This window comes from Paenibacillus sp. DMB20 (genome assembly GCF_000987955.1).
GTDB lineage: Bacteria > Bacillota > Bacilli > Paenibacillales > Paenibacillaceae > Paenibacillus_AQ.
Genome location: NZ_LAZU01000028.1, coordinates 127,429 through 150,823, shown reverse-complemented (window position 1 = coordinate 150,823; position 23,395 = coordinate 127,429). Strand labels below are relative to the sequence as shown.

21 protein-coding genes and 4 pseudogenes are annotated in these 23,395 nt (G+C 51.6%); 5 read left to right on the top strand and 20 right to left on the bottom strand.

Annotation, left to right across the window (positions count from 1 at the left end):
• Positions 1-6: 6 nt before the first annotated feature.
• From XI25_RS13775 to XI25_RS13760, 4 genes and pseudogenes are all read right to left on the bottom strand, one after another.
• Positions 7-1,402: pseudogene (locus XI25_RS13775) on the bottom strand (amino acid permease).
• Positions 1,403-1,650: 248 nt separating this feature from the next.
• Positions 1,651-3,114, bottom strand: coding sequence for a PTS transporter subunit EIIC (locus tag XI25_RS13770; RefSeq protein ID WP_046679098.1), 1,464 nt, complete (start codon positions 3,112-3,114; stop codon positions 1,651-1,653).
• 363 nt (positions 3,115-3,477) lie between these two features.
• Positions 3,478-3,972, bottom strand: coding sequence for a PTS sugar transporter subunit IIA (locus tag XI25_RS13765; protein WP_046679097.1), 495 nt, complete (start codon positions 3,970-3,972; stop codon positions 3,478-3,480).
• Positions 3,973-4,003: 31 nt separating this feature from the next.
• Positions 4,004-4,870, bottom strand: a complete 867-nt coding sequence (locus tag XI25_RS13760; protein ID WP_046679096.1) for a PRD domain-containing protein — start codon at positions 4,868-4,870, stop codon at positions 4,004-4,006.
• A 317-nt stretch (positions 4,871-5,187) separates the two neighbouring features.
• Here XI25_RS13760 and XI25_RS13755 point away from each other — a divergent pair, with 317 nt between their 5' ends.
• Positions 5,188-5,388: a CLC_0170 family protein gene (locus XI25_RS13755; RefSeq protein WP_046679095.1), complete on the top strand. Its 201-nt coding sequence runs from the start codon at positions 5,188-5,190 to the stop codon at positions 5,386-5,388.
• A gap of 39 nt (positions 5,389-5,427) precedes the next feature.
• Here XI25_RS13755 and XI25_RS34640 read toward each other — a convergent pair whose 3' ends face one another.
• From XI25_RS34640 to XI25_RS34625, 4 genes are read right to left on the bottom strand one after another with little or no spacing between them, the layout of a single operon-like run.
• Positions 5,428-6,486 (bottom strand): response regulator, encoded by a 1,059-nt coding sequence (locus XI25_RS34640; RefSeq protein WP_235439869.1) that lies wholly within the window; start codon positions 6,484-6,486, stop codon positions 5,428-5,430.
• Positions 6,479-6,595, bottom strand: coding sequence for a hypothetical protein (locus tag XI25_RS34635; protein WP_235439880.1), 117 nt, complete (start codon positions 6,593-6,595; stop codon positions 6,479-6,481). The genes XI25_RS34640 and XI25_RS34635 overlap by 8 nt, the downstream gene beginning before the upstream one ends.
• 52 nt (positions 6,596-6,647) lie before the next feature.
• Positions 6,648-7,685: a GAF domain-containing protein gene (locus XI25_RS34630; RefSeq protein WP_235439868.1), complete on the bottom strand. Its 1,038-nt coding sequence runs from the start codon at positions 7,683-7,685 to the stop codon at positions 6,648-6,650.
• The gene (locus XI25_RS34625) at positions 7,624-8,160 is read right to left on the bottom strand and encodes a CHASE3 domain-containing protein (protein ID WP_235439867.1); all 537 of its coding nucleotides are present in this window, start codon (positions 8,158-8,160) and stop codon (positions 7,624-7,626) included. The genes XI25_RS34630 and XI25_RS34625 overlap by 62 nt, the downstream gene beginning before the upstream one ends.
• Before the next feature lie 258 nt (positions 8,161-8,418).
• On the opposite strand from XI25_RS34625, the gene XI25_RS13745 reads away from it, so the two are divergent.
• Positions 8,419-9,009 (top strand): cupin domain-containing protein, encoded by a 591-nt coding sequence (locus XI25_RS13745; RefSeq protein ID WP_046679094.1) that lies wholly within the window; start codon positions 8,419-8,421, stop codon positions 9,007-9,009.
• Positions 9,010-9,128: 119 nt separating this feature from the next.
• On the opposite strand, the gene XI25_RS13740 is transcribed toward XI25_RS13745, so the two are convergent.
• Entirely contained in the window at positions 9,129-9,506 is a 378-nt protein-coding gene (locus XI25_RS13740) for a DivIVA domain-containing protein (protein WP_046679093.1), read from the bottom strand.
• A 219-nt stretch (positions 9,507-9,725) separates the two neighbouring features.
• Between XI25_RS13740 and XI25_RS13735 the strand changes: the two genes are divergently transcribed.
• Complete coding sequence (locus XI25_RS13735) at positions 9,726-10,286, top strand: TraR/DksA C4-type zinc finger protein (RefSeq protein WP_046679092.1); 561 nt, start codon at positions 9,726-9,728, stop codon at positions 10,284-10,286.
• 116 nt (positions 10,287-10,402) lie between these two features.
• Here XI25_RS13735 and XI25_RS13730 read toward each other — a convergent pair whose 3' ends face one another.
• The 5 genes and pseudogenes from XI25_RS13730 to XI25_RS13710 all read right to left on the bottom strand — a co-directional run bounded on the left by XI25_RS13730 (position 10,403) and on the right by XI25_RS13710 (position 15,161).
• A complete protein-coding gene (locus XI25_RS13730) occupies positions 10,403-10,963 on the bottom strand; it encodes an ArsR/SmtB family transcription factor (RefSeq protein ID WP_046679091.1) in 561 nt (186 codons plus the stop codon).
• A gap of 76 nt (positions 10,964-11,039) precedes the next feature.
• Positions 11,040-12,320 carry an MFS transporter gene (locus XI25_RS13725; protein WP_046679090.1) on the bottom strand — a complete coding sequence of 427 codons (1,281 nt, stop codon included), beginning with the start codon at positions 12,318-12,320 and terminating at the stop codon, positions 11,040-11,042.
• A gap of 142 nt (positions 12,321-12,462) precedes the next feature.
• Positions 12,463-13,470 carry a Gfo/Idh/MocA family protein gene (locus XI25_RS13720; protein WP_046679089.1) on the bottom strand — a complete coding sequence of 336 codons (1,008 nt, stop codon included), beginning with the start codon at positions 13,468-13,470 and terminating at the stop codon, positions 12,463-12,465.
• Between the two features lie 24 nt (positions 13,471-13,494).
• Positions 13,495-13,855, bottom strand: a pseudogene (locus XI25_RS13715) (helix-turn-helix transcriptional regulator).
• Between the two features lie 310 nt (positions 13,856-14,165).
• Positions 14,166-15,161, bottom strand: coding sequence for a LacI family DNA-binding transcriptional regulator (locus XI25_RS13710; RefSeq protein WP_046679088.1), 996 nt, complete (start codon positions 15,159-15,161; stop codon positions 14,166-14,168).
• A gap of 173 nt (positions 15,162-15,334) precedes the next feature.
• On the opposite strand from XI25_RS13710, the gene XI25_RS13705 reads away from it, so the two are divergent.
• Complete coding sequence (locus tag XI25_RS13705) at positions 15,335-16,120, top strand: HAD-IIB family hydrolase (protein ID WP_235439866.1); 786 nt, start codon at positions 15,335-15,337, stop codon at positions 16,118-16,120.
• Positions 16,121-16,166: 46 nt separating this feature from the next.
• Here the strand turns inward: XI25_RS13705 and XI25_RS13700 are convergent, their stop codons facing one another.
• The 4 genes and pseudogenes from XI25_RS13700 to hrpB all read right to left on the bottom strand — a co-directional run bounded on the left by XI25_RS13700 (position 16,167) and on the right by hrpB (position 20,630).
• Entirely contained in the window at positions 16,167-17,135 is a 969-nt protein-coding gene (locus XI25_RS13700) for an acyltransferase (protein WP_235439865.1), read from the bottom strand.
• 13 nt (positions 17,136-17,148) lie between these two features.
• Positions 17,149-17,352: a hypothetical protein gene (locus XI25_RS34620; protein ID WP_235439864.1), complete on the bottom strand. Its 204-nt coding sequence runs from the start codon at positions 17,350-17,352 to the stop codon at positions 17,149-17,151.
• Positions 17,353-17,514: 162 nt separating this feature from the next.
• Positions 17,515-18,052: pseudogene (locus XI25_RS13695) on the bottom strand (general stress protein).
• A 66-nt stretch (positions 18,053-18,118) separates the two neighbouring features.
• Positions 18,119-20,630 (bottom strand): annotated as a pseudogene (gene hrpB / locus XI25_RS13690) (ATP-dependent helicase HrpB).
• Between the two features lie 166 nt (positions 20,631-20,796).
• On the opposite strand from hrpB, the gene gluQRS reads away from it, so the two are divergent.
• Positions 20,797-21,777 carry a tRNA glutamyl-Q(34) synthetase GluQRS gene (gene gluQRS / locus XI25_RS13685; RefSeq protein WP_046679087.1) on the top strand — a complete coding sequence of 327 codons (981 nt, stop codon included), beginning with the start codon at positions 20,797-20,799 and terminating at the stop codon, positions 21,775-21,777.
• Between the two features lie 117 nt (positions 21,778-21,894).
• On the opposite strand, the gene XI25_RS13680 is transcribed toward gluQRS, so the two are convergent.
• Together XI25_RS13680 and XI25_RS13675 are read right to left on the bottom strand one after the other, a co-directional pair.
• Positions 21,895-22,266 (bottom strand): DnaJ family domain-containing protein, encoded by a 372-nt coding sequence (locus XI25_RS13680; RefSeq protein WP_046679086.1) that lies wholly within the window; start codon positions 22,264-22,266, stop codon positions 21,895-21,897.
• Between the two features lie 231 nt (positions 22,267-22,497).
• Complete coding sequence (locus tag XI25_RS13675; protein WP_046679085.1) at positions 22,498-23,298, bottom strand: SDR family oxidoreductase; 801 nt, start codon at positions 23,296-23,298, stop codon at positions 22,498-22,500.
• Positions 23,299-23,395: the final 97 nt, after the last annotated feature.

Here is a 23,395-nt window from a genome sequence, read left to right as displayed (position 1 = left end):
CAGTCTTCATCTCACCGGTTTCGTCCGAAGCTTGGAGCGTTTAAGCCGTTTTCGTTCCTCACCGTGCTTTTCGGATTTTCGCCATACCGACTGCATGACAAGCACAACCCCGGTGATGACGACGAGGAAACCGAGACTGATCCAGAAGCCCGGACGGCTTGTGGCATGAAACAAGGTTCCGCTGACCGCGAGCAGGATCAGAAGCATACCGGTATATCTCTTGATCTGCCCCCAAGCGGTCAAGTCCAGGTTTCGTCCAGCCGACACCAATATAAAAAACCAATTGTACAACAGCATCAAGCCGGCAGCCGTCGTCAAATACTCATAAATTTTACCGGGCATAAGCAAGGACAAGACAATGGAGACGACCAGCCCGGCTGCCGTCAGCCCCAAGGCATAGATAGGCGTTTTCCGTTTGAACATTTTCCGCGAAAACAGCTTGGGTGCGTCGTGATCCTCGGAAAGCGTCACCAGCACTGTAGTCACGGCATACAAGGCTGCCACCATCGTCGAAAATCCGGCAATAATCAAAACCGCGTTAAACACGTGAGGGACGAACGGCAAATCATAAGTGTTTAGTGCCACGATGAACGGGCTTTTGGTCGTGGGGAATTTATTCCACGCTACCATCGTAACGGCCAGGGCCAGAGACAGTAAATATATAACAGCTAAAATGAGTATCATGACCCGGCCGGACTTGGGAGCTTCTTTCGGATCCTTTAGGCGAATCGCCATGACTCCCATCACCTCGATTCCTCCAAAAGCATAAAAGGCAAAAATGAGAGATGACCATAAGCCAAGCCCCCCGGTCGGGAAGAAAGATGAAGCGGTTAGCGGTACCTTCGGCTGATTTCCGCCTTTGATCCATCCCATTAATGCCGCGACGGCAAGGATAAGAAACATCAGGATCGCGGCAATTTTGATGACGGCCAGTATATTTTCCAGACGGTCAAAACCTTTGTTGCCGATCCATATAACCAGAAGCCCCAAAACGGCATAACCTGCCGCAAAAAGCCACATGGGCAAGGCCGGGAACCAAAATCTCGAAAAAAATGGCCAGCGCCGTCATTTGGCTTCCCATAATGAGAACCTCCGAACACCAGTACATCCATCCCGTCGAAAACCCGGCCCATCGTCCATGGGCCTTTTTGGCGTATGACCGAAATGAGCCCTTCATCGGGTCCTCGGCCGTCATTCGTGACAGTACGTCAAAAACGATGAACGTGCCCGCTGCGGCCAGCACGAATGAAATCAGAATGGCCGGTCCTCCCAGCTTAATTCCCAAACTGGAACCAAGGAAATAGCCTGTTCCAATGGTTGAAGCTACGCCAAGCAGGGACAATTGCCACCATTTCAGTGTTTTTTCACGCCCTGCTCCCGATGGTTTTGCGGTTGAGCTCATGTCTATTTCCACCTTTCCAGGAATTGATCATAAGGACAGAAACGTTCCATCTCATTATGTGCTTTCGTCCGTGTGCATAATCCCCCCTGCTATCGCGAAAGTTATCCATAATAACCGTTTATTGGGGAAGGATATTCATGGCAGCGGATCGTGGCATTCCCGTTTCCCAAGATGGGGCGGCGAAGGTGAGGAAATAATAAGCGAGAGACAGAAAAAAAGCGGGCAGCTGCCCGCTTTTTGCTTCATGATTATATCATCTTTTTGATTTCATCCTTAATGGATTCCGCTTGCGGTCCGAAGACGATCTGAACCGCGCCTTGACCGAGGCGCATGACGCCGGAAGCGCCAAGCTTTTTCAGCTCCGAATCCTTAACGGCTTTGTCGTCCTTGACAACGAGGCGCAAGCGGGTGATGCAAGCATCGATGCTCGTAATATTATCGGCACCGCCGATGTTTTGCAGAACCTTGGCTGCCTTGGACTCTTTGGATGCTGTGCCTGCTCCCGCCGAAGTACCTGCGCCAGCGTCGGAAGATTCCTCCTCGGTGTCATCCTCCCGTCCCGGTGTCCTCAGGTTCATTTTAACGATCAGAATCCGGAAGAGGAAATAGTACACAACGCCGAAGGCCAAGCCTACCGGAATGAGCAGCCATGCATTCGTGGACAGCTTCATGTTGACCAGGTAGTCGATCAAACCAGCAGAGAACGTGAAGCCTAAATGCACATCCAGCATATACATGATCAGGCCGGAAAGACCTGTCAAAATCGCATGAACCACATACAATACCGGGGCAACGAACATGAACCCGAATTCAAGCGGTTCGGTAATGCCCGTCAAGAATGAAGCCACAGCCGAACCGATAAAGATGGAGCCAACGAGCTTGCGTTTGGATGGCTTGGCGGTATGAATAAAGGCCAGCGCCGCCGCAGGCATCGCAAACATCATGATCGGGAAGAAACCGGACATGAACATTCCAGCCGAAGGGTCTCCGGCAAAATAGCGCCACAGGTCACCGTGAACGACTTCGCCTGCGGCATTGGTGTAGTCGCCGATTTGGAACCAGGCGATCGAGTTAAGCACGTGATGCAATCCCAGAGGAATCAACAAGCGGTTGGCCGTACCGAATACAAAAGATCCAATGCCGCCCAGTCCCACTACCCAGTTGCCGAAGTCGGCAATCACGTCTTGAACCGGGCTCCACACCATACCGATCAGAACGGCCAAGACCATCGTCGAGGCTGCGGTAATAATCGGCACGAAGCGTTTACCCGCAAAGAAACCGAGCCAATCCGGCAGTTTGATATTGTGGTATTTATTATACAGGAAAGCAGACCATAAACCGACAAAGAAACCGCCCAGAACACCCATATTCAACTTCACGTCGTCCGGTATAAACGGCATTTGCAGCGGCACTTGCGCGAGTACTTTTGTAAGCACCATATATCCGATAAATGCTGATAAAGCCGCTACAGCGTCTCCGGCGAACCCGATCGCAACGCCGATCGCGAAGATAAACGGCAGATTGTCCAGAATCGCAAGGGCACCGGAGGTCATGAACGGAGTGACATAATGATTCAGAAAACCTCCTAGCGCACCCAAAGGTATATCTTTTTGATAGTCGATCAATCCAAGACCCTGCAAGATACCTGCCGCAGGCAATGTGGCCACCGGCAGCATAAGGGACTTACCCAGCTTTTGTAATTTAGCCAGCATGTAAATCATCCTTTCCACTTCAATAATTTAGCATTGTGTTGAAAACGTTTACATAATGCGTCGAATGAATAACCATTTTTTTCTTCCCATCCGGGAACGAAAAGACCTCTGTGGATCCTCCTCCTCGCGAGTTCTTGTATTCAGCATTTTAAGGCTTGCGATATGGAATCCCATCAGCTCCGCTGAACGCTTATGAATTCTATATCCACAAAAAAAGCCAAGAAGAATGGCGACTATAAATTATAGTCCGCATCTTCTTGGCTCATGCCCATTGTTTATGGTAACACGCCTTAAAACGTATTCTTTTGATGTTGTTATCTTAATTCAGGCTTTCCATATTGTCAATAACAAAAAAATCATTTTTTAGGAATTAAGGGTGATGCTTAAGACGGAATCCGAGCCTGCAGTCACATTTCCGGTATGTCCTTCAACGGAAGATGTGAGCTCATCGGCATTGGTAACAATGACCGGGGTCACGACCGGATAGCCGGCGGCCTTAATGGCGTCAATATCGAATTCAATAAGCGTCTGGCCGGCTTTAACCGAGTCCCCTACATTCACATGGCTTGTATAGCCTTCCCCTTTCAAACCGACGGTGTTGATGCCGATATGAAAGAGATACTGCAGGCCGGTTGCTTTCTCCTCCAGCATGACGGCATGTTTCGTTTTGATGACATGCGCCACCGTTCCGTCAAAAGGAGCGACCAAACGCCCTTCCGATGGCTCTATCGCGATGCCCTGGCCCATGTGTCCTGCCGCAAATGCTTCATCAGGCACCTGGGATAAAGGTACGACTTTACCCGTGAGAGGAGAATTTACCTCGACTTTTTTTAGCGGATTTCTTTTTGAAGCGTTCAAACATTATGATTCCTCCTTGGTCTGTTGCTGCTTATGTTGTTTTGCGTCCTCTAAACAGTCTGTACAAATGCATGGCCAAAAAGCAAACCTCCGCCTCCGGCACAGGTCTGCCCAGATCCAACTCCATCACTTCGGCCAGCCGCTTGGCAAGGCCGTATTCGCTTATAAACTGGCTTTTGATCTGATCCGCGAACGGGTTGTCCACATTCACCGATTGGTTCAGGATACGGTCTACCGAGAATCGCAGATGCATCAGCAGCCGGACATGGTCCATGCTGCCGCTTTCAAATGCGACGCCCCGCTCCCGCTCGATGATTTCGATCAGGCGCCCAACTATATTGGATGCCTTTACCAATTGCCCGACAGGCACATGGCTGACGGCGGAGTATACGTGATAGGTGAGAAAACCCACTTCATCATCGGGCACCTCGATATCAAAGGCCTTGCCTATCATATCGGCCGCCTTCTGGGCTATTTCATATTCTCGGGGGAAGCTGATCTTGGTTTCCTCCAAAAACGGATTGATAATATCCATACCCTTGCGGATCCGGTAAATCGTAAACTGGATGTGGCTCGGAAGAGCAAGGTATACCTTGTCATTCAGCTTTCCCGGAAATTCCTTGGTGATACTGTTCAGAATTTCGTCGGTAATTTCCAACACCTTCGGATCAAAATCCTCCAGCAAATGGTGATACTGACTCCATTGCTCCCGGTCTTCCAGTTTAAACAGCTTCTCAACGCGGGGATCATCCGAGGTGATCGTTCCTCCCGTTTTGGCCCCAAAGCCGATTCCTTTGCCAAGTATTACGTATTCAAGTTCTTTTTTCCCGCCGCCCTGTACCATAACGACATTGTTGCCGATCACCCGTATGACCTTAAACGTCTCCGTCCCGCTCATGCACATCCCCCTTTCTATAAGCTTAAACCGATTTTGGCAGAAGGATTCACAAAAAATAGAAAAGCCAAGAAAAGGCCTTTGAAAATCAAAGGCTTCCTCTTGGCTAATGCCCGCAAACGGTAACACGCCACTCCCCAGTGTTATAAGTTATATGATAAAGCATATGCAAATGACCGTCAACCGGAGGGCATGTCAGTCTCGTGTCAAACGGAAAGGAGCAGGCGGAAAAGAGGCATGGTCGTCATAGCGCCTACATATTTGAACCACGCAGGGAAATACTGTGTAATGCCAATCATGACACGTGGAAGGAGGCCCTCATGGATCATACAGCATACGCCTGGTACCTCGTAGGCATACTTATCGTCAGCGGAGTGATCCTGTTCGTGCTGGATGCCAAATTTGCCCGTTCGGAGAACCGGCAAAAAGAACGGGCCATTGTCCGCTCGTTCGGATGGGTCCATCTCGGCCTTTCCATTATCGGCCTGGGTGTCCTGCTGTTCTATCTGTTACTTCTTTAAAAAGGTGTTTTTGTTATGGTATGGCTCCAAAAAACATTTTTACGACTGCAGATCCAGCAGGCAAACCCGGATGGCGGCGATAATATCGCTAAGCTGTGCCGGCTTGCTCATATAACCGCTCGCTCCGGCCGCAAGGCACTTGTCTTTGTCCTCTTTCATGGCTTTGGCGGTTAACACGATGACAGGCAGCTCTTTGAAAGGGGGATTCTCGCGAATACGCTTCAATGTTTCGAATCCGTCCATTTCCGGCATCATGATATCCAGAAGAACCACGTCAACGTTGTCTTCCGTTTCCAGGATTTCCAGACACTCATAACCGTTCTGCGCCGTCAGCACCTTCATGTTGAATTTCTCCAGCGCATTGGTCAGACCGTACACGTTCCGGATATCGTCATCGACGATCAGAGCCGTCCTGCCTTCCAACTGAAGGGCTTCCTCCATTCCGTCCATATCGTCTTCCAGCAGCAGGGCTGCGTTCCAGCGCGGATTCTTCTCCGTTGTCGCCGCTACTTCGGGAAGGATAAACAGGGTTTCCTGAACATCAGCCTCTGTGCGTGCCGGGAGAAACAACGTGAATTTGCTGCCGATCCCCTCCTTGCTTTCCACCGATATATGGCCGTCAAGCAGCCTTGCCAGCTGCAGGGAGATCGAAAGACCGAGACCGGTTCCTCCAAACTTTCTTGCCGTTGCTCCATCCCCTTGCCGGAATGCTTCAAAAATCGGTTTCAAATTCTCTTCGGATATACCGATGCCGGTATCGAGCACCTCGAATATCACCGCTTCTTCATTCAGCTGGTAATCGTTAAGCTTTACGGAGCCAGCGGTTCGAATGGACAGCTTCACGAATCCCTCGTCGGTAAATTTAATGGCGTTCGAGATGAGGTTTCTCAGAATCTGATGCAGCCTCATTCCGTCACTGTATATCATATCCGGTACGGACTTGTCCATGTCAATCTCGAAGCGAAGCTGTTTGCTCTCCGCCGACTTGGCGAAATAATCGCGCATGGCCTCCGGCAGCTCCGTCATATTGACGTAATCTCTTTCGATCTGCATTTTGCCGGCCTCTACCTTGGACAAGTCCAGAATATCGTTAATCAAATTGAGCAGTTCGCTTCCCGATTTGTGTATGACGGCCGCGTAATTTTTTCTCCTCTTCCGTCAGGTTTCCCTGTTTGTTCTCCGATAAAATCTGGGACAAAATCAGCATGCTGTTCAACGGCGTACGAAGCTCATGGGACATATTCGCCAAAAACTGAGACTTATACTTGGAGCTTTGTTCCACCTGCTCCGCATAGCGTTCGACTTCCTTTGCGGCAAGTTCGGCGGCATTTTTTTTGAACCTGCAGGCGCTCATTAAGCATTTGCGTTTCCGCGGCATGCATTTGGAGTTCTTCCGTCCGCGCTTGAAGCTCTTCGGTCTGGGATTGGAGTTCCTCCGACTGAACTTGAAGCTCTTCGTTCAGCGCTTGGGATTCACGGTATAACTGCTGAATCTCCATCTTATTATACATGGAATTCATCGCTGCCCCGAAGACATGAAGCAGCTGCTCCAACAGCTGTTTCTGCGTTTCATCCATCGGCTTGAAGAGAGCCATTTCCAAAACGGCGAGCACTCTTCCTTCAAACATGGCAGGAGCCACGATCACGTTTTTCGGCTCGGAATCCCCCAGGCCCGACTCGATCCGGACATAATTCGGAGGAATATCGTCAAAGTGGAGAATCCGCTTCTCCACCATACACTGCCCGATCAGACCTTCCCCCGGCAAGAAACGATCCCTCACCTTGTCCCACGGTTCCCCGTCGGGATCGGCGAAGGCCGCAGCTTTGACAAGCTCAATATCATTGCGGTTTATGAAGAGGGCCGCATAGGGCACGCCCAATACCCCCGCTGCCCGATGCGTAAAAAATCGGGTCATGGTATCCAGGTTATCCGCATTTTGAAGAAGAGTCGACATGACATTAACCTGGTCCTTTACCCAAGCTTGGCCGCTGACATTCTCAAGCAGCTTGTTCGTGTTTTCCGCCAGATCGTATACCTCATCGCGCGTATTCACCCTAATCCTGCGGGACAGGTTGCCGCCGTCCGCTATATCCGAGATCATCCCGGCAACCTCGGTAATCGGCTTTACAATGCTCCTGGAAATAACAAAAGCAGCTGCCACGACTGCCAGTGCTATGGCTGCCCATAAGCCGTACATGGTTACGATCAGGTTCGTATTGCTTCTCTTCATGGCCTCAATCCGATCCGAGGTCAATTGTCTTTCGGTGCTGCGAAATGCGGAAAACTGACTTCTCATCGTCTCCATGGCAGGCTGGCCGGGATCGTTGATAAAAAAAATGAAGCGCCTCTTCATCGTGACCGGCCTGCTTCAACCGGACCGCAGGCTGACCGGCAATCTCAATCCATTTATCGATGTTCTCTTTGATATTCGTTAGATCATTCAACTGGCTTTCATTGTCTTTGATCATTTGGTAAAGCTTATTATAATTCGTTTCCCAAGTGGACAAGGCCTCTTTATACGGCTCCAGATAAGCAGGATCTCCCGTAATGACATATCCGCGCTGTCCGGTTTCCAGCTCAAGCATGTTCTTCTCTATCTCATGGGTAAGGCGGTGAACCTCGACATCATGCTGTCCAATAAAATCGGCTTCCTGTTGAAGGGATGACAAACGCCCGGAAACAACCCACAGAAACACACCAAGACACAAAAGCACCAATACGTAGCCGAGGACAATCTTCATGCGTATATTTAGTTTAAGGTTGCTAGGCAAAGTCCAACCTCCCCGTATCCATCAATCTAGTGCCATATATAATATAGTAATTGTTATAAAAATGGTTTACAAGCCATAAGCCGAGCCCTCTCGCCGGTTGTGACTTTCGTCGTAGGCCGATGGCATACTACGGTTTTACCTGTTGAGCTCGCGAGTTGTTTTTGATTTCATGCCGTTGTTATTTGGAAGATTACCGGACCCTATCACATACATATAGTACAAACAGTCTCAATTTACGTTGAAAGGCGGTACGCCGATATGCGCTTTCAAAAGCCGGATGACCGGGGTCACCATGATCGGATCATATGGAATGCCATGAAGCATCGAAGCCACACATTAACCGGATCCCGGGCTGATCTTGCGCCGGATATGATTTCCTGTTTGAAGTCGCTTTCCATGACCGATGCCGTTTTCCGTCGGGGACACGGAACGGCTCCGCACCGCCATCCGGATTCGGACGAACTGCTCTATGTCCTGTCCGGAGACATCAGTTTTTCCAGTCTCGATCCCGTTACGGGCATCCACCAATCCTCCATCCTGACCCCAGGCAGCGCAGCTTTTATAACCGCAGGGCAGTGTCACTGGTTCGTGGGCCTTACGGAAGAGTCTCGGATTCTTTCGATTTATAACGAAGCAGAGCCTCATGTGATTGAAGTCTCGGACACATGGAATCGTCAAAATAGAAAGCAAGGGGATACGGAAGAGAATGGGGGGGCCCGGGCAGTCCCGGTTCACCATAAACGGAATAACGGAAACGGCGATCATGCACATGATACCGTATCCGGAGGCGGCATGGCTGCAAGACGGTCATCGAACCCAGCCCCTCCTTGGGTTTATCGGGGGATGTAAAGGAAAAGGGGCGCCCCGGGTCAACGGACCTTCGGGACACCCCTTATGCCAAAACTGAATTTCCGTGATTATCGACGGCATTAACCTGATAATCATCCGGGTCATCTTTATGTAATGAATTAATCAATATAAAATTGCTGTTCCGGACGGATTCGCTTCTTAAGAATAGCCACGTCGGCTTCGAGCCTGGCCACAACCTCTTCTACCGCGACCGGATCAATCGCCGGTCTTTCCGTCTCCGGTTTGATCCCGGCCTTCAGGTCACGGATGATGATCTGCTGTTCCTGCCACTTATCCATCAGATCGGAAATGGTCGCGTAAAACCGCTCGTAATCCTTTATGACGTCATCCAGGAAGGAATCCACTTCCTCGGCGTCATAACCCCTCAGCTTGTTCGAAAATTCTTTTTCATGGATAGACAAAGCGTCCAGTTGAATGCCCAGCTGTCGGAAAAGCTTTTTTTGTTTGTCCAATCGGCGTTTCATATGTTCATCCATACGCGCATACCTCCAAATATTGGTGCAGGCCCTGCTCCTGTCCCTTTCTTTTTTTATATCACATCCCGGGCAGGGATTAAAACCGTTTGCTTGTTTTTTGGAGAAAGTTCCAAAATCGTCTGTAAGCTTGCCATGCAGCAAATGATTGCTTCCCTCTCCATCGGGGTAAGGAAATTACAAGCGGGTCCCTACACGGCATCGGGAAGGAGAGTAACTGCAATGAACCATTTAAACCACGAACAGCTTCATACCTTGAAACAGATGCTTTTGGATGAAAAAAAGTTTCTTGAGAACCATTTTGAAGCAAGCGGCGAAAAGAACGCCCTTCTTGGAGACTCGCTCCGGGTATCCACCGGCGAGCTGAGCTCGGTCGACAATCACCCTGCCGACGTTGGCACGGAAACGTTTGAACGTGGGCGCGACCTTGCCGTTAACGAAACGTTGAATGACGAGCTGGATCAAATATCGGCAGCCTTGGACCGTATGGAAAAAGGAACTTACGGAACGTGCGCGGAATGCGGGTCAGAAATTCCGTACAAACGGCTGGAAGCCCTCCCCTATACGGCCTACTGCGTGAAGCACGCGCCCGATAAGCGCCTTTCCGGCAGCCGGCCGGTTGAGGAAGACGTCATTACGCCCCCTCTGGGGAGAGCGGGCGTGGGCCGCCGGAAAACGGACGGACGTTTTGACGATGCCGAAGCGTGGGAAGCAGTCGAGGATTTTGGAACCGCAACTTCTCCGGTCAGATCTTTCAAACCGGACAAAGACGATGACGAATAGAAACGTCTCTCGTCCTATCAAGCGAAAGCGCTTTTCGCCGGAAGTTTGCAATGCCGTAGCCTTTCAGGTATTCACGCAAGCCGGCACCGCGCATCCGCGGTGCCGGCTTGTTATGATCATTCGGAGTCATTCCTGATCGTCGTCGCAAAAAATTCGTATGACCGGTAATCCCCGCCCTTTTTCTTGCTTTTGTAGGGCTCGCACAATTGGTTAATTCGTTCAAAAAAGCTGCGGGCTTCCTCATCCGTCATATACAGCGTAGTGTTATTCATCATTGCATGAGGTTTCTGCGATGCTTGAACCTGCTTGAAAAACCGCTGTTTATTCTGTTCATACAGCTCGGACAGCAGTTTGAAGGTTTCGGAACGGAGCATTTCATCCGCGGAAGGCTCATTATGCGATTCCTTACGCTTGATTTCAATCGCACCGGAGAACGGTTCGTAATATTTCGCGACGATTCCGTTAATTTCTTTGGTGGAAACCATATTCAAAAGGCCGATTTTCTCCAGCTTTTTCACATGATAATGTACTTTGGCCGGAACCTCCCCCATTTCATCGGACACTTCCTTCACGGTTGCCGGACGATCCAGCATGTAGAAAGCATTCAAAATTTGGAGCCGGTAAGGATCCGAGTATATTTTTATTTCCTCCAGCGTAGTCAGTACCTTTTTCTCCACACCCGAACACCTCTGTTATACGATTCACTTGTATTTACTTCATTATAGGCGGCGCGGATGCAAATATCAAAAAAGATCAGACGGCACGGAAGCTTTTCTTGCGGAAGAGGAAGGCAACCGGAATGACCATAAGAACTCCCATCCACAGATAAAGGGTTTGCGGAGTACTGTATTTGGCGACCCATCCGGTGATGACACTGCCGAGCGGTATCGCAGCGGTACATAGGACCGCGACAACGGAACCGATTCTTCCGAGCATTTCTCTCGGCGTCACTTCCATGACATATGTGGACAATGGCGTGCCGGCAAGCGTAACCGCAAACCCGATAACGGACATGCAGAGTCCCGCCGTTTCCATTTGCAGACCCGGGAGCATTGCAGGCAAGTACAAGCTGCCGTAACCCGCACCCAGCATCAGGGTACCCGATAGGATCAGCGTGCTCTTGCGGAACCGTCCTCCATAGTTTCCAATCCAAAGCCCCCCGGCTATCATGCCGATCAGCATCGCGGTCCCCAGGATACTCATTCCTCCCGCGCCGGCTCCCAGGCTCTCTTTCACATAAACAGGTTGAAGAACATTGATCGGCGTGAGGCAGAAGTTAATGAATGCAGAAAATAGGGTCGTCGTAAACAGAAGCGGATGTTTGCGGATAAAGGCCATGGCTTCGAGCATATCCCCGAATACATTTTTCTTCCTTATCACATCCGGCTTTTCCTTGAAATCGTTCCCCTTTTCCATACGTTCCCCTTCCTCCGGATTTCGCATAAAACCGATAACGGCCGCAGAGAGAATAAATGTGGCGGCATCGACCGCTATGGTTCCCGCTATGCCGATCAAGGCGATCAGGGCACCCGCGACCGATAGACCGATCAGTTCGGAAGTTTTGCTCAGGGACGAGGAGAACGAGTTTCCCGCAAGTAATTTGTCCTTGGGGAGCAGTCGCGGCACAAGCGACATTTCGGCAGGCCTGGAGAAGCATTCCAGCGTGGAGTTCAGAAAAGTGATTACGAACAGATGCCAGACTTGAAGCTGGCCAATCGCGTACAACAAGGCTGTAAGGGATACGAACAAGCCCCGTCCGGCATACGTCAGGATTAGAACGGCTTTTTTCGGCCATCGGTCGACCAAAGCGCCGGTAAACAGACTGAAGATCAAGCCGGGCAAAAAATTAAAAGCAAACAGGGATCCCATAAGCAGTTCAGAGCCGGTCAGGGCGTAGACCATCCAGCTGTATGCTATGGAATCGACGGAATCCCCGAATCTGGAAATCGTCTGGGCCAGCATATAAAACATATAAGGCCTGATTTTGATCAACTGGCGAAAACCTTGCTTTTCAACAACGGCAGCGTTCTCCATGTCATTGCTCCTCTTCATTAAATAAATTATATCGTTAAAATTATTTTATTGTTAAGTTTATTTTATCGATATTCGTTTCAAATGCAATAGGCAAAAAAAATAAACCGCTGGTTTCAGCGATTTATTGTCCTGCCGTTCTTGTTTAACGGCCTATGGTAACCCGGGTCGATGTATGAATGGATTTCAAGCAGGCGTCGATCACCCGCATATTGTTTATGGCGTCCTCCGGGCCGTATGGCAGCGGAATGCCATCCAATACGGCCGCGGCCAAGGCATCCGCCTGCAGCGCGAAATGATTGTGGGCTCCGAGTTTCTCTTCGCGTGTCCCTTTTGCCGTATGAATCAAAATTTGGGCCTGGTCCTCCATTCTCTCCCAGCCGAATGCCGATGGCAGCTCTATTCTCCCCTCCGTGCCGGCAATTTCCAGGCTGCATCTGGAGTATGCCCACATGCCGCATTCAAAGGTCAAACCCAGTCCCCGGTCGAATTCAAGCATGCCGTGCGCCATCATGTCCACGCCATCATGTTCCTCCGAAAAGAACGCATGGGCGGTAACGGCCTTCGGCTCCATGCCATAGAACATTCGCGCCGCGGAAATCGGATAGCACCCGACGTCATAAATGGATCCGCCGCCCATTTCACGGCTGTATCTGACATTGCTTTTATCGTCCGCGTTATTAAAGGTAAAGCTTCCGTGGATGCCGCGTATTTCTCCGATTTCCCCCTGATCGATCAGTTCCCTGACCCGGGCATGTTTGGGATGATAGCGGTACATAAAAGCCTCGGCAAACACGACCTTATGCTCCCGAGCCGCTTCCGCCATCTGGCGTACCTCCAATTCGTTGAGGGCCGCAGGCTTTTCGCACAAAACATGTTTTCCCGCTTGAATGGCTTTAATGGTCCATGGCTTGTGCAAGTGGTTAGGAAGCGGAATGTATACGGCATCAACGGCGGGATCATGAATCAATTCTTCATAGGAACCGTAAAAGGTCGGAATGTTGAACCGTTCAGCCACCTCGGCAGCTTTTTCAGCATTTCGGCTGGCAATGGCGGCTGCTTCACAGCGTTCGGATTTCAGGATGCCGGGAATCATCGAATTCCTTGCGATTCTTGCCGTACTCATAATCCCTAAGCGCAGTTTTTTGCCCATGAAGCGATTCCTCCTTTGGTTGCATTAATAATTGTCTGTCACCGCTTTGTTCAGTATTCCCAGACAGCGGTCCAGATCCGTTTTCACTTGTTTTTTTATAAAGCTTGGCCTTCTCCTGGCCGTCATCCGTAAAATGATATAGCACGATTTCCTGAAAATCGACTTTCGGGTCGTTGCCCTTCAGCTGTTTCGTCCGGTAAAATATTCCTTCCTGCACCAGTTCGTGAAGCGCCCTGTAAATCTCGCTTTGCGGCGGCGAATATCCATAGTTTTTGAACTCCTGCCTCATCTCCTCCAGCATCTGATAACCGTAACCCCGCTGCTGCTCTACCATCGTGATCAGGTAAACCTTGATAAATGCCCTTTGAGCGACCATGAATGCCATGAATGCCGCCTCCTCCCGGTAAAGATTCACTTCTTTTGTGTACCATTATAAACCACAGTTTTCCAATTTGCACAACAGGTCTACACTCCCTTTTAACCAAGGATTGCGGTTGGTAAAAGCGTTTATGATGGAGTTTGTGTGAAGGATGCGAGAAAGTGTTTTCAAAGCTTTTGCTATTATGAATTTTTTCATATGTTGAAATTTTAATCTGTTGTCTGTCGTTAAAAAAATTGGAAAACATGAGAAATGGAACCCAAATAAAAAAACCGCCTGCCTGGTCATGCCAGCCTGCGGTTATCGCGAATGGGATTTAATGGGCCGTTGAGCCTCTTTTGATCAATTTCCCCTTATATACTTTTTTCTGAAAAGGTTCGGTTCGGTCTCCTTTTATTCTGTTCTTCAAGCGACGGACCAGGTCCCTGGACATCTCTTCAATGCTGTTCGAGATCGTGGACAGCTGCGGCTCCGTAACAAGCGAGACCGGATGATTGTCAAAACCGAAAACCGCAAACTCATCCGGCATTTTTATGTTATTCGCCGAGGCGGATTTAACCAAACCGGCCGCCACAAAATCGCTTCCCGCAATCGCTCCGTCAGGATGGTCCGGGCTGTGAAACAGCTTTGATCCCAGCCCGATTCCATCTTCAATCGACGATATGCCGTCAAATATATAATTTCCGTCGCACGGAAGCCCCCTCGATTCATGAGCCCGCATAAACCCTCTTAAACGCGACCGCTGGGACGGATGATCCAAATGGTCCGAACAGAATATCAGCCCGGTCTTCCCGCTTTTCAGCAGGAAATCCGTTGCTTCGAAAACGGCCGCTTCCTCATCCATGCAGAACACGTCAAACCGGTCTCCCGGAAAATCCTCATTGCAAGCGACCACCGGGTATTCGTCTGCGTATGCCGCGATTTCCCGGTCCGAAAAAATAGACGAAGCCAGGATCACGGCATCCAGTTCTTTGTTCCGCAGGTGGGCATATACTTCCTCCTCCAGCTTCCCGTTCCCGAAGGTCTGGTAGACGGCCGTCTTTAACCCATGGTTGTTGCATTCCAAAGACAAGGCGCTGACCAGCTGGCTGAAATAGGGGTGATCAAGCGTTGGGACGATGATTCCGACCTGATTGGACTGCTGAAGCCGAAATTGGACGGCGCGGGCATTTTGGGTGAACTGAAGCTCTTCAACGGCTTTGAGGACTTTTTGCCTTTTCTCTTCCGAGACATAGGGATGATGGTTCAAGACTCGTGAAACCGTCGATTTCGAAACTCCGCTTAACCGTGCAATATCATAGATGGTTGGCATGACTCCTCCAATAAAAAAATAGTTGACCTGGGAACAATCCCACCGTTTATCCTGGGGGTAAATCATAGAATGGGAGTGTACAGAGATGTCGCTAAAATTCAAAAAGCCGTTTTCCAAGCCTTGCGAAACGAGATATTTATTGATGCTTGATTTTGACGAGACTTATTATCCTCATGCCTGTTCATCCCAACAACTGCAGGATCTGTATCGCCTGGAGCAGTACCTTGATTTCTTGTCCGGCACGTTTTTTTCTGAAAATCGGCTGGGTTACGGGCAGCGACCTGAATCAAATCGCCGCTAAGATGGAACGCTCCCGCATGAACTTCAGTCCCCACTTCATAGCAAGCAATTTGGGCACGGAGCTGTACGAAGTAACGGAAGAAGGAGACTTGATGCCGAATCCGATCTGGGAGCAACGGCTGGCGAAAACCCGTTTTTCCGGCAGCCTGGTCACCGGGCTCGTTGACGAATTGCGTTACGAATACGGAATTAAACTGCAGGAACAAACCAATTTTGGCCAGGCAAAGTATAAACACAACTACTATTATCTTATGGAATCGGAGGCAAAATCCTCATATGACTTAAAAATCATCAAACATTTATCAAAAATAAACGGAATCGCTTTAAACGTGAACCGCTGCAATCCTGCGGCGGGCGACCCTGACCGGGCTTATGACGTGGATTTTATTCCGCAGGGAACCGGCAAGCAAGAAATAGCATCCTTCATGATGGACCACTACGGCGTACGCCGGGAGAACACGATGGCATTTGGGGACAGCGGCAACGACATCGGCATGCTGCAAGCGGTCCGCCATGGTTATTTGGTGGGCAATGCAACCGACGAAGCGAAAGGGCTGCACGAGAAGATTTGCCCGTTTTCCCATGCCGCCGGCATCCTGGAAATTTGCAAATCCATCTTTCAGGATGAACCTTTCATCGAATCCGTCCAGAATAAATAATTCGCGTTCCTCCAGCCATGAATGAGAGCCTTGCGGTAACGCCAAGTTACATGTCCGCAGGGGTTCCCGCGGTTTTAACGGTCATTCTTTTTCTCCGGCTCCTGCCGCCCGGAACGCCGGCTAACCATTTGCCGAAAGGAAGCAAGGAGATCAGCCGGGCTCCCGCATAAGCCAGCATGGTGCCAATCCCCCAGGAAAACAGGATTCTTGCCCAGGATGGCGCCGCCACGAACCAGGCCTCGTCGGCAAGATAACTGATTCTCAGCGTCAAGAGATGCATCAGGTATGCACCGAAGGAATATAGCCCCAGGGAAGACAACAGCCGGTTGACCACAGGCCCGCCATGGCGGCAGATCCAGACCGAAACATCATACGTCACGAAGATCGAACAGATGAGGAACACAGCCATCCATGGCCGAAGCAGCGACAAGGAATAAAAGGTTATCCCCGCCCCTTGCGCCGTTAGGATCTCCCCGATTCCCTTCATCAGAAGAGCGCCGAAGAGGAAGAAAAACAGAGGCCAATAGAACGGACGGGCCTTCCTTATCCAGGTTTTCCAGACACGCTGGTTCATTCCGGCTGCTGCTCCGAGCATGAAATAAAACGAATAAAAGAAGGCGTTTCGGTCCGCATAGGTGGTAAACAAATCGCTCCATACCGGAATATGAAGTTGTCCCATCCAGCTTCCGATATCGGTAATGTGAGCGGTCACGAGAACATACAATCCTCCTGCAACCAACAGCAGAATGACGTTCATTTTAAGGGTAAACCGCCGGGAAACACCAAGTAACGCGGAGCGAAACAGCGGATACAGCAGATAGAACTGAAATAGCATGATGATATACCATAAATGGGAACTCGCTTTTCCGGTCAACAGATTAAGGCCAAGATCGGCCCAGCCGTCAAGCGAACCCGGATGCAATCCGCGGTTCACGGCCATATGGATAATGGTCCAGACCGCAAACGGAACATATATATCAAGAACCCTTTTTCGGACAAACGTTCCATAATTCAACTGCTGGGGATCATTATAAAAAAAGAACAAGGCCCGTGATGAAAATAAAGGCCGGGACGGCAAATTTGACCGCCAACAGCATGGCAGCCATCCCGACTCCGTCCGCTAGGCCCATTCCCTCCTCTACCGAATAATGAGCTATCGAGTGCTGGAGGACGACTGCCAAAAAAGCGAGACCGCGCAGGCGCTCGATCTCCGGAATTCTCTCTTTCCGCATTCCTTCTCCTCCATTCTTTCCTGAACTTATACATCATTATAAGACATCATCCCCCGGATCTTCGACCGGGGAATGATTCCAAGCGGTATCTTTGCGCTTTGTCCCCGAAAAAAAGCCCGGTTCCTTCCAGGAACCGGACCTGAGATGAGAACGCCTATTTATTTATAAAATGGTGCCTCTTGGAGGAAGCCCATCGTCAACCCCGTCATACCGGTGGGCATTCAGGGATTGGTTGGAACGGAAAACGTCATAAATATCGGCATTCCGCTGCCCGGCATCCACAAGGACAAGAATGCGGCCTTCATTTACATAGGATTCATACTCCTTGGCTTCCATCTTCGGGAATGCCAAGGCCGATCAATCCTCCAACAAGTCCGCCGGCTCCCGCGCCGACGGCCGCTCCTGCAAGCGTTGCGGCAATAGGTCCGGCGGCGATGATCGGTCCGATGCCCGGTATCGCCAGAGCGCCGACGCCGGCGAGCAGTCCGGCCACCCCGCCGAGTATTCCGCCGGTCGCTGCCCCTGCCGCCACGCCCTCGGGCGCTTTCGTCCCCGTTTCTTCGGTGACGGTTTCCACGTCCCGCTTATCCTTGGAAAGGATTGAAATGGCTTCCGTAGGGACTCCTCTGCGCTGAAGCTCTCCAATGGCCCTCACGGCCTCATCTTCCGTAGCAAACACGCCAACGATTTTCTTTTCCATGTTGCATTCCCTCCTTCAGTCGGTTTGGGTCACCCATCATTACCCGCCAGAAGGAAAGGCAAAACGTCAGCCCTGCATCTTCGGCCGCGTCCGGTTGGTCGGTATGGCTTCTCGCGGATCATCCGGCCAATAGTGTTTCGGATAACGTCCCTTCAAATCTTTCTTTACCTCAAAGTAGCCGCTGTTCCAAAAGCTCGACAGGTCCGAGGTCACCTGAACGGGCCGCTGGGCCGGCGACAAAAGATGCAAGGTCAGCGGGACCCTGCCCCCGGCAATGCGCGGCGTTTCCTGCAATCCAAACAGTTCTTGGAGCCGGACAGCCAGTGCAGGCGCTTCCGGTCGGTCATAGCTTACCGGGATCAGCGAACCGCTGGGCACTTTAATGTGTGTCGGCGCCTCGCTCTGCAGTTGTTTCCGCTGTTCCCAGCTAAGAAGATGCTCCAGCAAAGTCCCGGTATGAATCCGATGCAAATCCTGCCGGTTGCGGACACCCTCAAGATAGGGGCCGAGCCAAACCTCCATCGTATTCAGCAGCGCCTCGTCGGCAACATCCGGCCAATCCGGATGATGATGCCGCATGAATGCCATGCGCTGTTTCATTTGAAGGGCCTGTTTGCTCCAATGAAGGAGCTGCAGGCCCTCTTTCCTTATGCCTTGAATTAGCGCTCGGGATACCTCTTCCCCGGAAGGGCGGGAATCCGGGCGCTCCTTCATGACGATGGCCCCCAGCATCTTCCGTGTTCTGGCCCTGACGCTTCCGGATTCCGAATCCCAGTACACTTCTTTGACTTCGTTCATATCCTTGCCATAATGCGTTTCGATGATGGACTCCTCTAAAGGTGCCGCCAGCAAAATGTTTCCGTCCGCCCCCTGATCATCGATCGAGGCTGCGACGATATAATTGGAGCGGCTCAGCTGCTGCACCGAAGCCAAAACGACCCCGCGTCCGCTGCGAAGAAGGAAACTCCCGCCTCCGCGGTTTTTCCCGATCCGGTCGGGGTAAGCAAAGGACAACAGCAGCCCGCACATGTCAATGCGCATCTCTTCTTTCGAATCGGCTCCGAGCTTGTCCTGCAGATGGCGGATATCCTGCAGCATGCGTTTGAAGGATGCCGCTTTGCCTTCTGCCAGCCCGTCTTTGCCGTTCCGCTCCATGAACAGAAAATGTTCGACTCTCGTTCGGATATCCCGGTCCTGGTAAGCCTCGGAACCGCTTATAATGTCGCGCTCCTGAAGCAGAACGGCAAGCCTGCAAGCCAAAGCCCCCAGACCGAGCTCTTTACCTTTAAGGAGCAGATGGGCCAGGCGCGGATGAAGGCCTAGTCCCGCCATGTTCCGTCCATGCTGCGTCACCGATCCGGCTTCATCCAGAGCGCCCAGCTGCCGCAGCAGCTCCCTGCCCTGCCGGAACAAAGCGGACGGCGGCTCATCCAGCCAGGACAGTTCCGCCGGATCCCTCACGCCCCATACGGCGAGTTCCAGGGCAAGCGGAGCCAGATCCGTCTGCAAAATGTCCGGCGTGTCGATGTCTCGCAGCCGCGACTGCTCCTCCGCGCTCCAAAGCCTGTAACATACGCCAGAGGCCAGCCGCCCCGCCCGTCCGCGTCGCTGATCCGCCGAGGCCTTGGATACGCGCCGCGTCACCAGCTGCGGCAGACCGGTTCTCGGCGAGAATACCTCTGTCCGCATATAACCGCTGTCCACTACGGTTCGGATGCCTTCGATCGTCAGGCTTGTCTCCGCAATCGAGGTGGACAACACGACTTTTCTACGGCCTTCGGGGTCCGGCCGTACGGCTTGGTCTTGTTTATCCGGGGACAGCAGACCGTACAGTTCCCGGATCACAACGTCTTCCGGAAGCCGGCCGTTTCGCAGCGTATCGGCGGTCCGCCGGATTTCTCTGACCCCCGGAAAGAAAGCCAGAACATCGCCCGAATTCTCTGACAGCGCACGCAAAATGACCGCTGCCGCAGCCTGCTCCGTGTTCTGGGACGAAATCGGAGGAGCGTAGACGGTTTCCACCGGGAATGAGCGTCCGGCACAGCGAATGACCGGGGTTTGGCCCAGAAGCTTCGCGACCGGCTCCGCCTCCAAGGTGGCGGACATCACGAGCAGCTTCAAATCCTCCCGGAGCACCGACTGCGATTCCAAGGACAGAGCAAGTCCCGTATCGGCATGAATGCTCCGTTCGTGGAACTCGTCAAAAATAATCATGCCGATCCCGGACAGCTCCGGATCGCTCTGAAGCATCCGGGTTAGAATTCCCTCGGTCACCACCTCGATGGCCGTTCCTTCGCTAACGCGACTGTCCATGCGTACGCGGTAACCCACGGTTTGTCCGACTTGCTCCCCAAGGGAAGCCGCCATGAACGAAGCCGCCGATCGGGCAGCCAATCTGCGCGGCTCCAGCATGATGATTTTCTTGCCCTCAAGCCACGGCTCGCCAAGAAATGCAAGCGGCACCTGCGTCGTTTTGCCCGCCCCCCGGCTCTGCGATTAAAACCGCAGAGCCATGACGGCGAAAGGTTTCTTTTAACTCGGGCAGTACTTGGTGTATAGGAAGTTCACTACTTTTCATGTATCCGTATCCTGTCTATAAATTGGTTGTTTGTTATTTATTATATGACACATCCGACGGGCCTCCAAGACCTTGCTTTCGTCCTCCTCTGGAAAGCAAGATCGACCCTGCGGTACAATAATAAAATAAGCACGATAAACGAAAAACCGACTCGGAAGGTGAAATTATGCAGCAATCCTCATCGTCAACGGCGCTTCGAGGGCGTTTCGCTCCTACTCCTTCGGGAACCATGCATGTAGGCAACGCGCTTGCCGCTCTGGTGGCCTGGCTCCAAGTAAGAAGCGCCGGCGGAACCTTCATTTTGCGGATAGAGGATATAGATACAGCTCGCTCCAAAGCCCATTTTATCGAGCAGATCGTGAATGATCTGAAATGGCTGGGCCTGGACTGGGACGAGGGGCCCGATATCGGCGGACCTTATGCACCGTACGTGCAGAGCAAGCGGCTAGAGCTGTACCAAGAGGCTCTCCGTATTTTGAAGGATAAAGACCTCCTGTACCCTTGCTATTGCAGCAGGGCGGATATATTGTCGGTTTCCAGCGCCCCGCATGGACTTTCTTCGGAGGGGCCTGTTTATCCGGGAACGTGCCGCAGTCTTGGGCCGGAGGAAAGAGCCCGTCGGGCAGAATCCAAACAGCCCTCCCTCCGGTTTAAAGCTCCCGGCCGAACGATGTCCTTCGTTGACGGAATTGAGGGCCCTCTGCAAATGCTGGGCGATGCCGGAGGCGACTTTGTCGTTAAACGGGCGGACGGCATGTTTTCCTACCAGCTCGCCGTTGTCGTGGACGATGCGCTTATGGGAATCACCGACGTGCTCCGCGGCGCGGACTTGCTTGATTCCACGCCCAGGCAGCTGCTGCTTTATGAAGCGCTCGGCAAACGCCCCCCGCGGTTTGCCCATATCCCGCTCCTGGTGGATGAGGAAGGAAGAAGGCTCGCCAAACGAAGCCGCGGGCTGAGCCTTTCAAACCTTAGAGACGAAGGAATCCCGGCGGAGCAAGTCGTGGGATGGCTGGCTTACGCCTCCGGCCTGCTGGATAAACCCGAGCGGGTGCAGCCTGCCGAGCTGGTCGGCCATTTTTCCTTATCCCGAGTGACCTCGCGTCCGATCATGATGACCGATCACATGTACAGCCTCCTGAGCTAAATGTTCTTCCGACTCCTGAAGCAAAAACGCCTTTCAATGCCTGGTTGTCAGGTTCAGGAAAGGCGCTTTTTTTTTGCAATCTGCGGATTAACGGTGTTTTTTCGGGTCGCGTTCAGCTTACAATAGCCGGTCTTTAATCCGCTCCTCATATTGAAGGAAGGCACCGCTGCTTCCAAGACCTCTTTGTTCCATCAGCATCTGCAGGCGCAGCGTCTTCTCGTTCAACAGCTTTCGGTGCTTCTCTCGTTCTCCTTCGCTGCCGCAGGCATTCACAAGGTCAAACAACCGGACGCATTCATTTCGGAGCGCGACTTCCTCAGGAACGAAACCGGCATTTTTCATGATGCGATAGGACATCCGCAGGTCTTCGGGGATATGGGAAAGATCGTCGACGTTCAGTTTTTTTCCGGCATAAGACAGATTGTCGAATTCCCCGTTTCGTACGGCTTCTTCAATCTTTTGCTCGGCGAGCCGTGAAAACATGCTCAAGACGGATACCTCCTCTTTCCTGGAATACTATAATCATACCGAAATCATGCTGTCATGAACACTCTCCAAACAAGAAAACCGCCTCGTTTCCCGTTACCGATGAAAACAGAAAGATCCCCCGGCATCATGAGATACAGGGGGAATTTTTAAGTCCTCCAAAAACAAAAATGGTATGGAACGTTTGTTTATTCCACCATGAAGCTCCAATCCATATGCATTCGCCGTTTGCCCTTAATGAAGGAGCGATTCCGCACCGTCGATAAAGATCTGCGAACCGGTAATATGCCGGGATTCGTCCGAGGCAAGGAACGCAACGAGATCGGCCACGTCCTCCGGCTGACCCGGCCCTTCCGCCAGAGGCTGCCCGCCCTCCGGAAATTCGATCGGAATCGTGATCTCTTCCAGACCGCCCTGCTTCTTCGTGCTCTGATCGATGTTGGTGGAAATCGCTCCCGGACAGATGACATTGACGCGGATTTTGAACCGGGCCAGCTCCAGTGCCGCCATTTTGGCAAAAGCGACCTGGCCGGCTTTGGTCGTGCTGTACGCAATCATGCCGAAGCCGGTGAATACCCGTGTACCGTTCACGGAGCTGGTGATAATAATGCTGCCCTTGCCTCTTTTTTTCAAATGCGGTACCGCGTACTTTACGGTAAGGAACGTACCGTTCAAATTGACGCGAAGCGTTTGCTCCCAGTCCTCGGGCTTCATTTCATCCACGGGCGAGAGAACGCCGTTAATGCCGGCATTTGCAAAAACGATGTCAATCCCGCCAAAAATCTCGACGGCTTCCAGTACTGCCTTTTCCACGCGTTCGGGATTCGAAATGTCCACGTCAAATGCTCGCGCACACTCTTGACGGATGGACGAAAGCTCTTTTTCCACCTCCAACGTGCGGTCATCCTTCAAGTCAAACAAGGCGACATTGGCGCCTTCCTTGGCCAATCTGACGGCGGTCGCTCTTCCGATCCCTGAACCCGCTCCGGTGACGATCGCGGTTTTTCCCTGAAATCGGCCGTATTCTTGCTTCATGTATGCCCATCTCCTTTAACGTAACGTTGTGAACGTATCTGTCACAAGATTACCCAAAAGGACGGTAATTATAATCTACAGGGCTTTTTTTTCGATC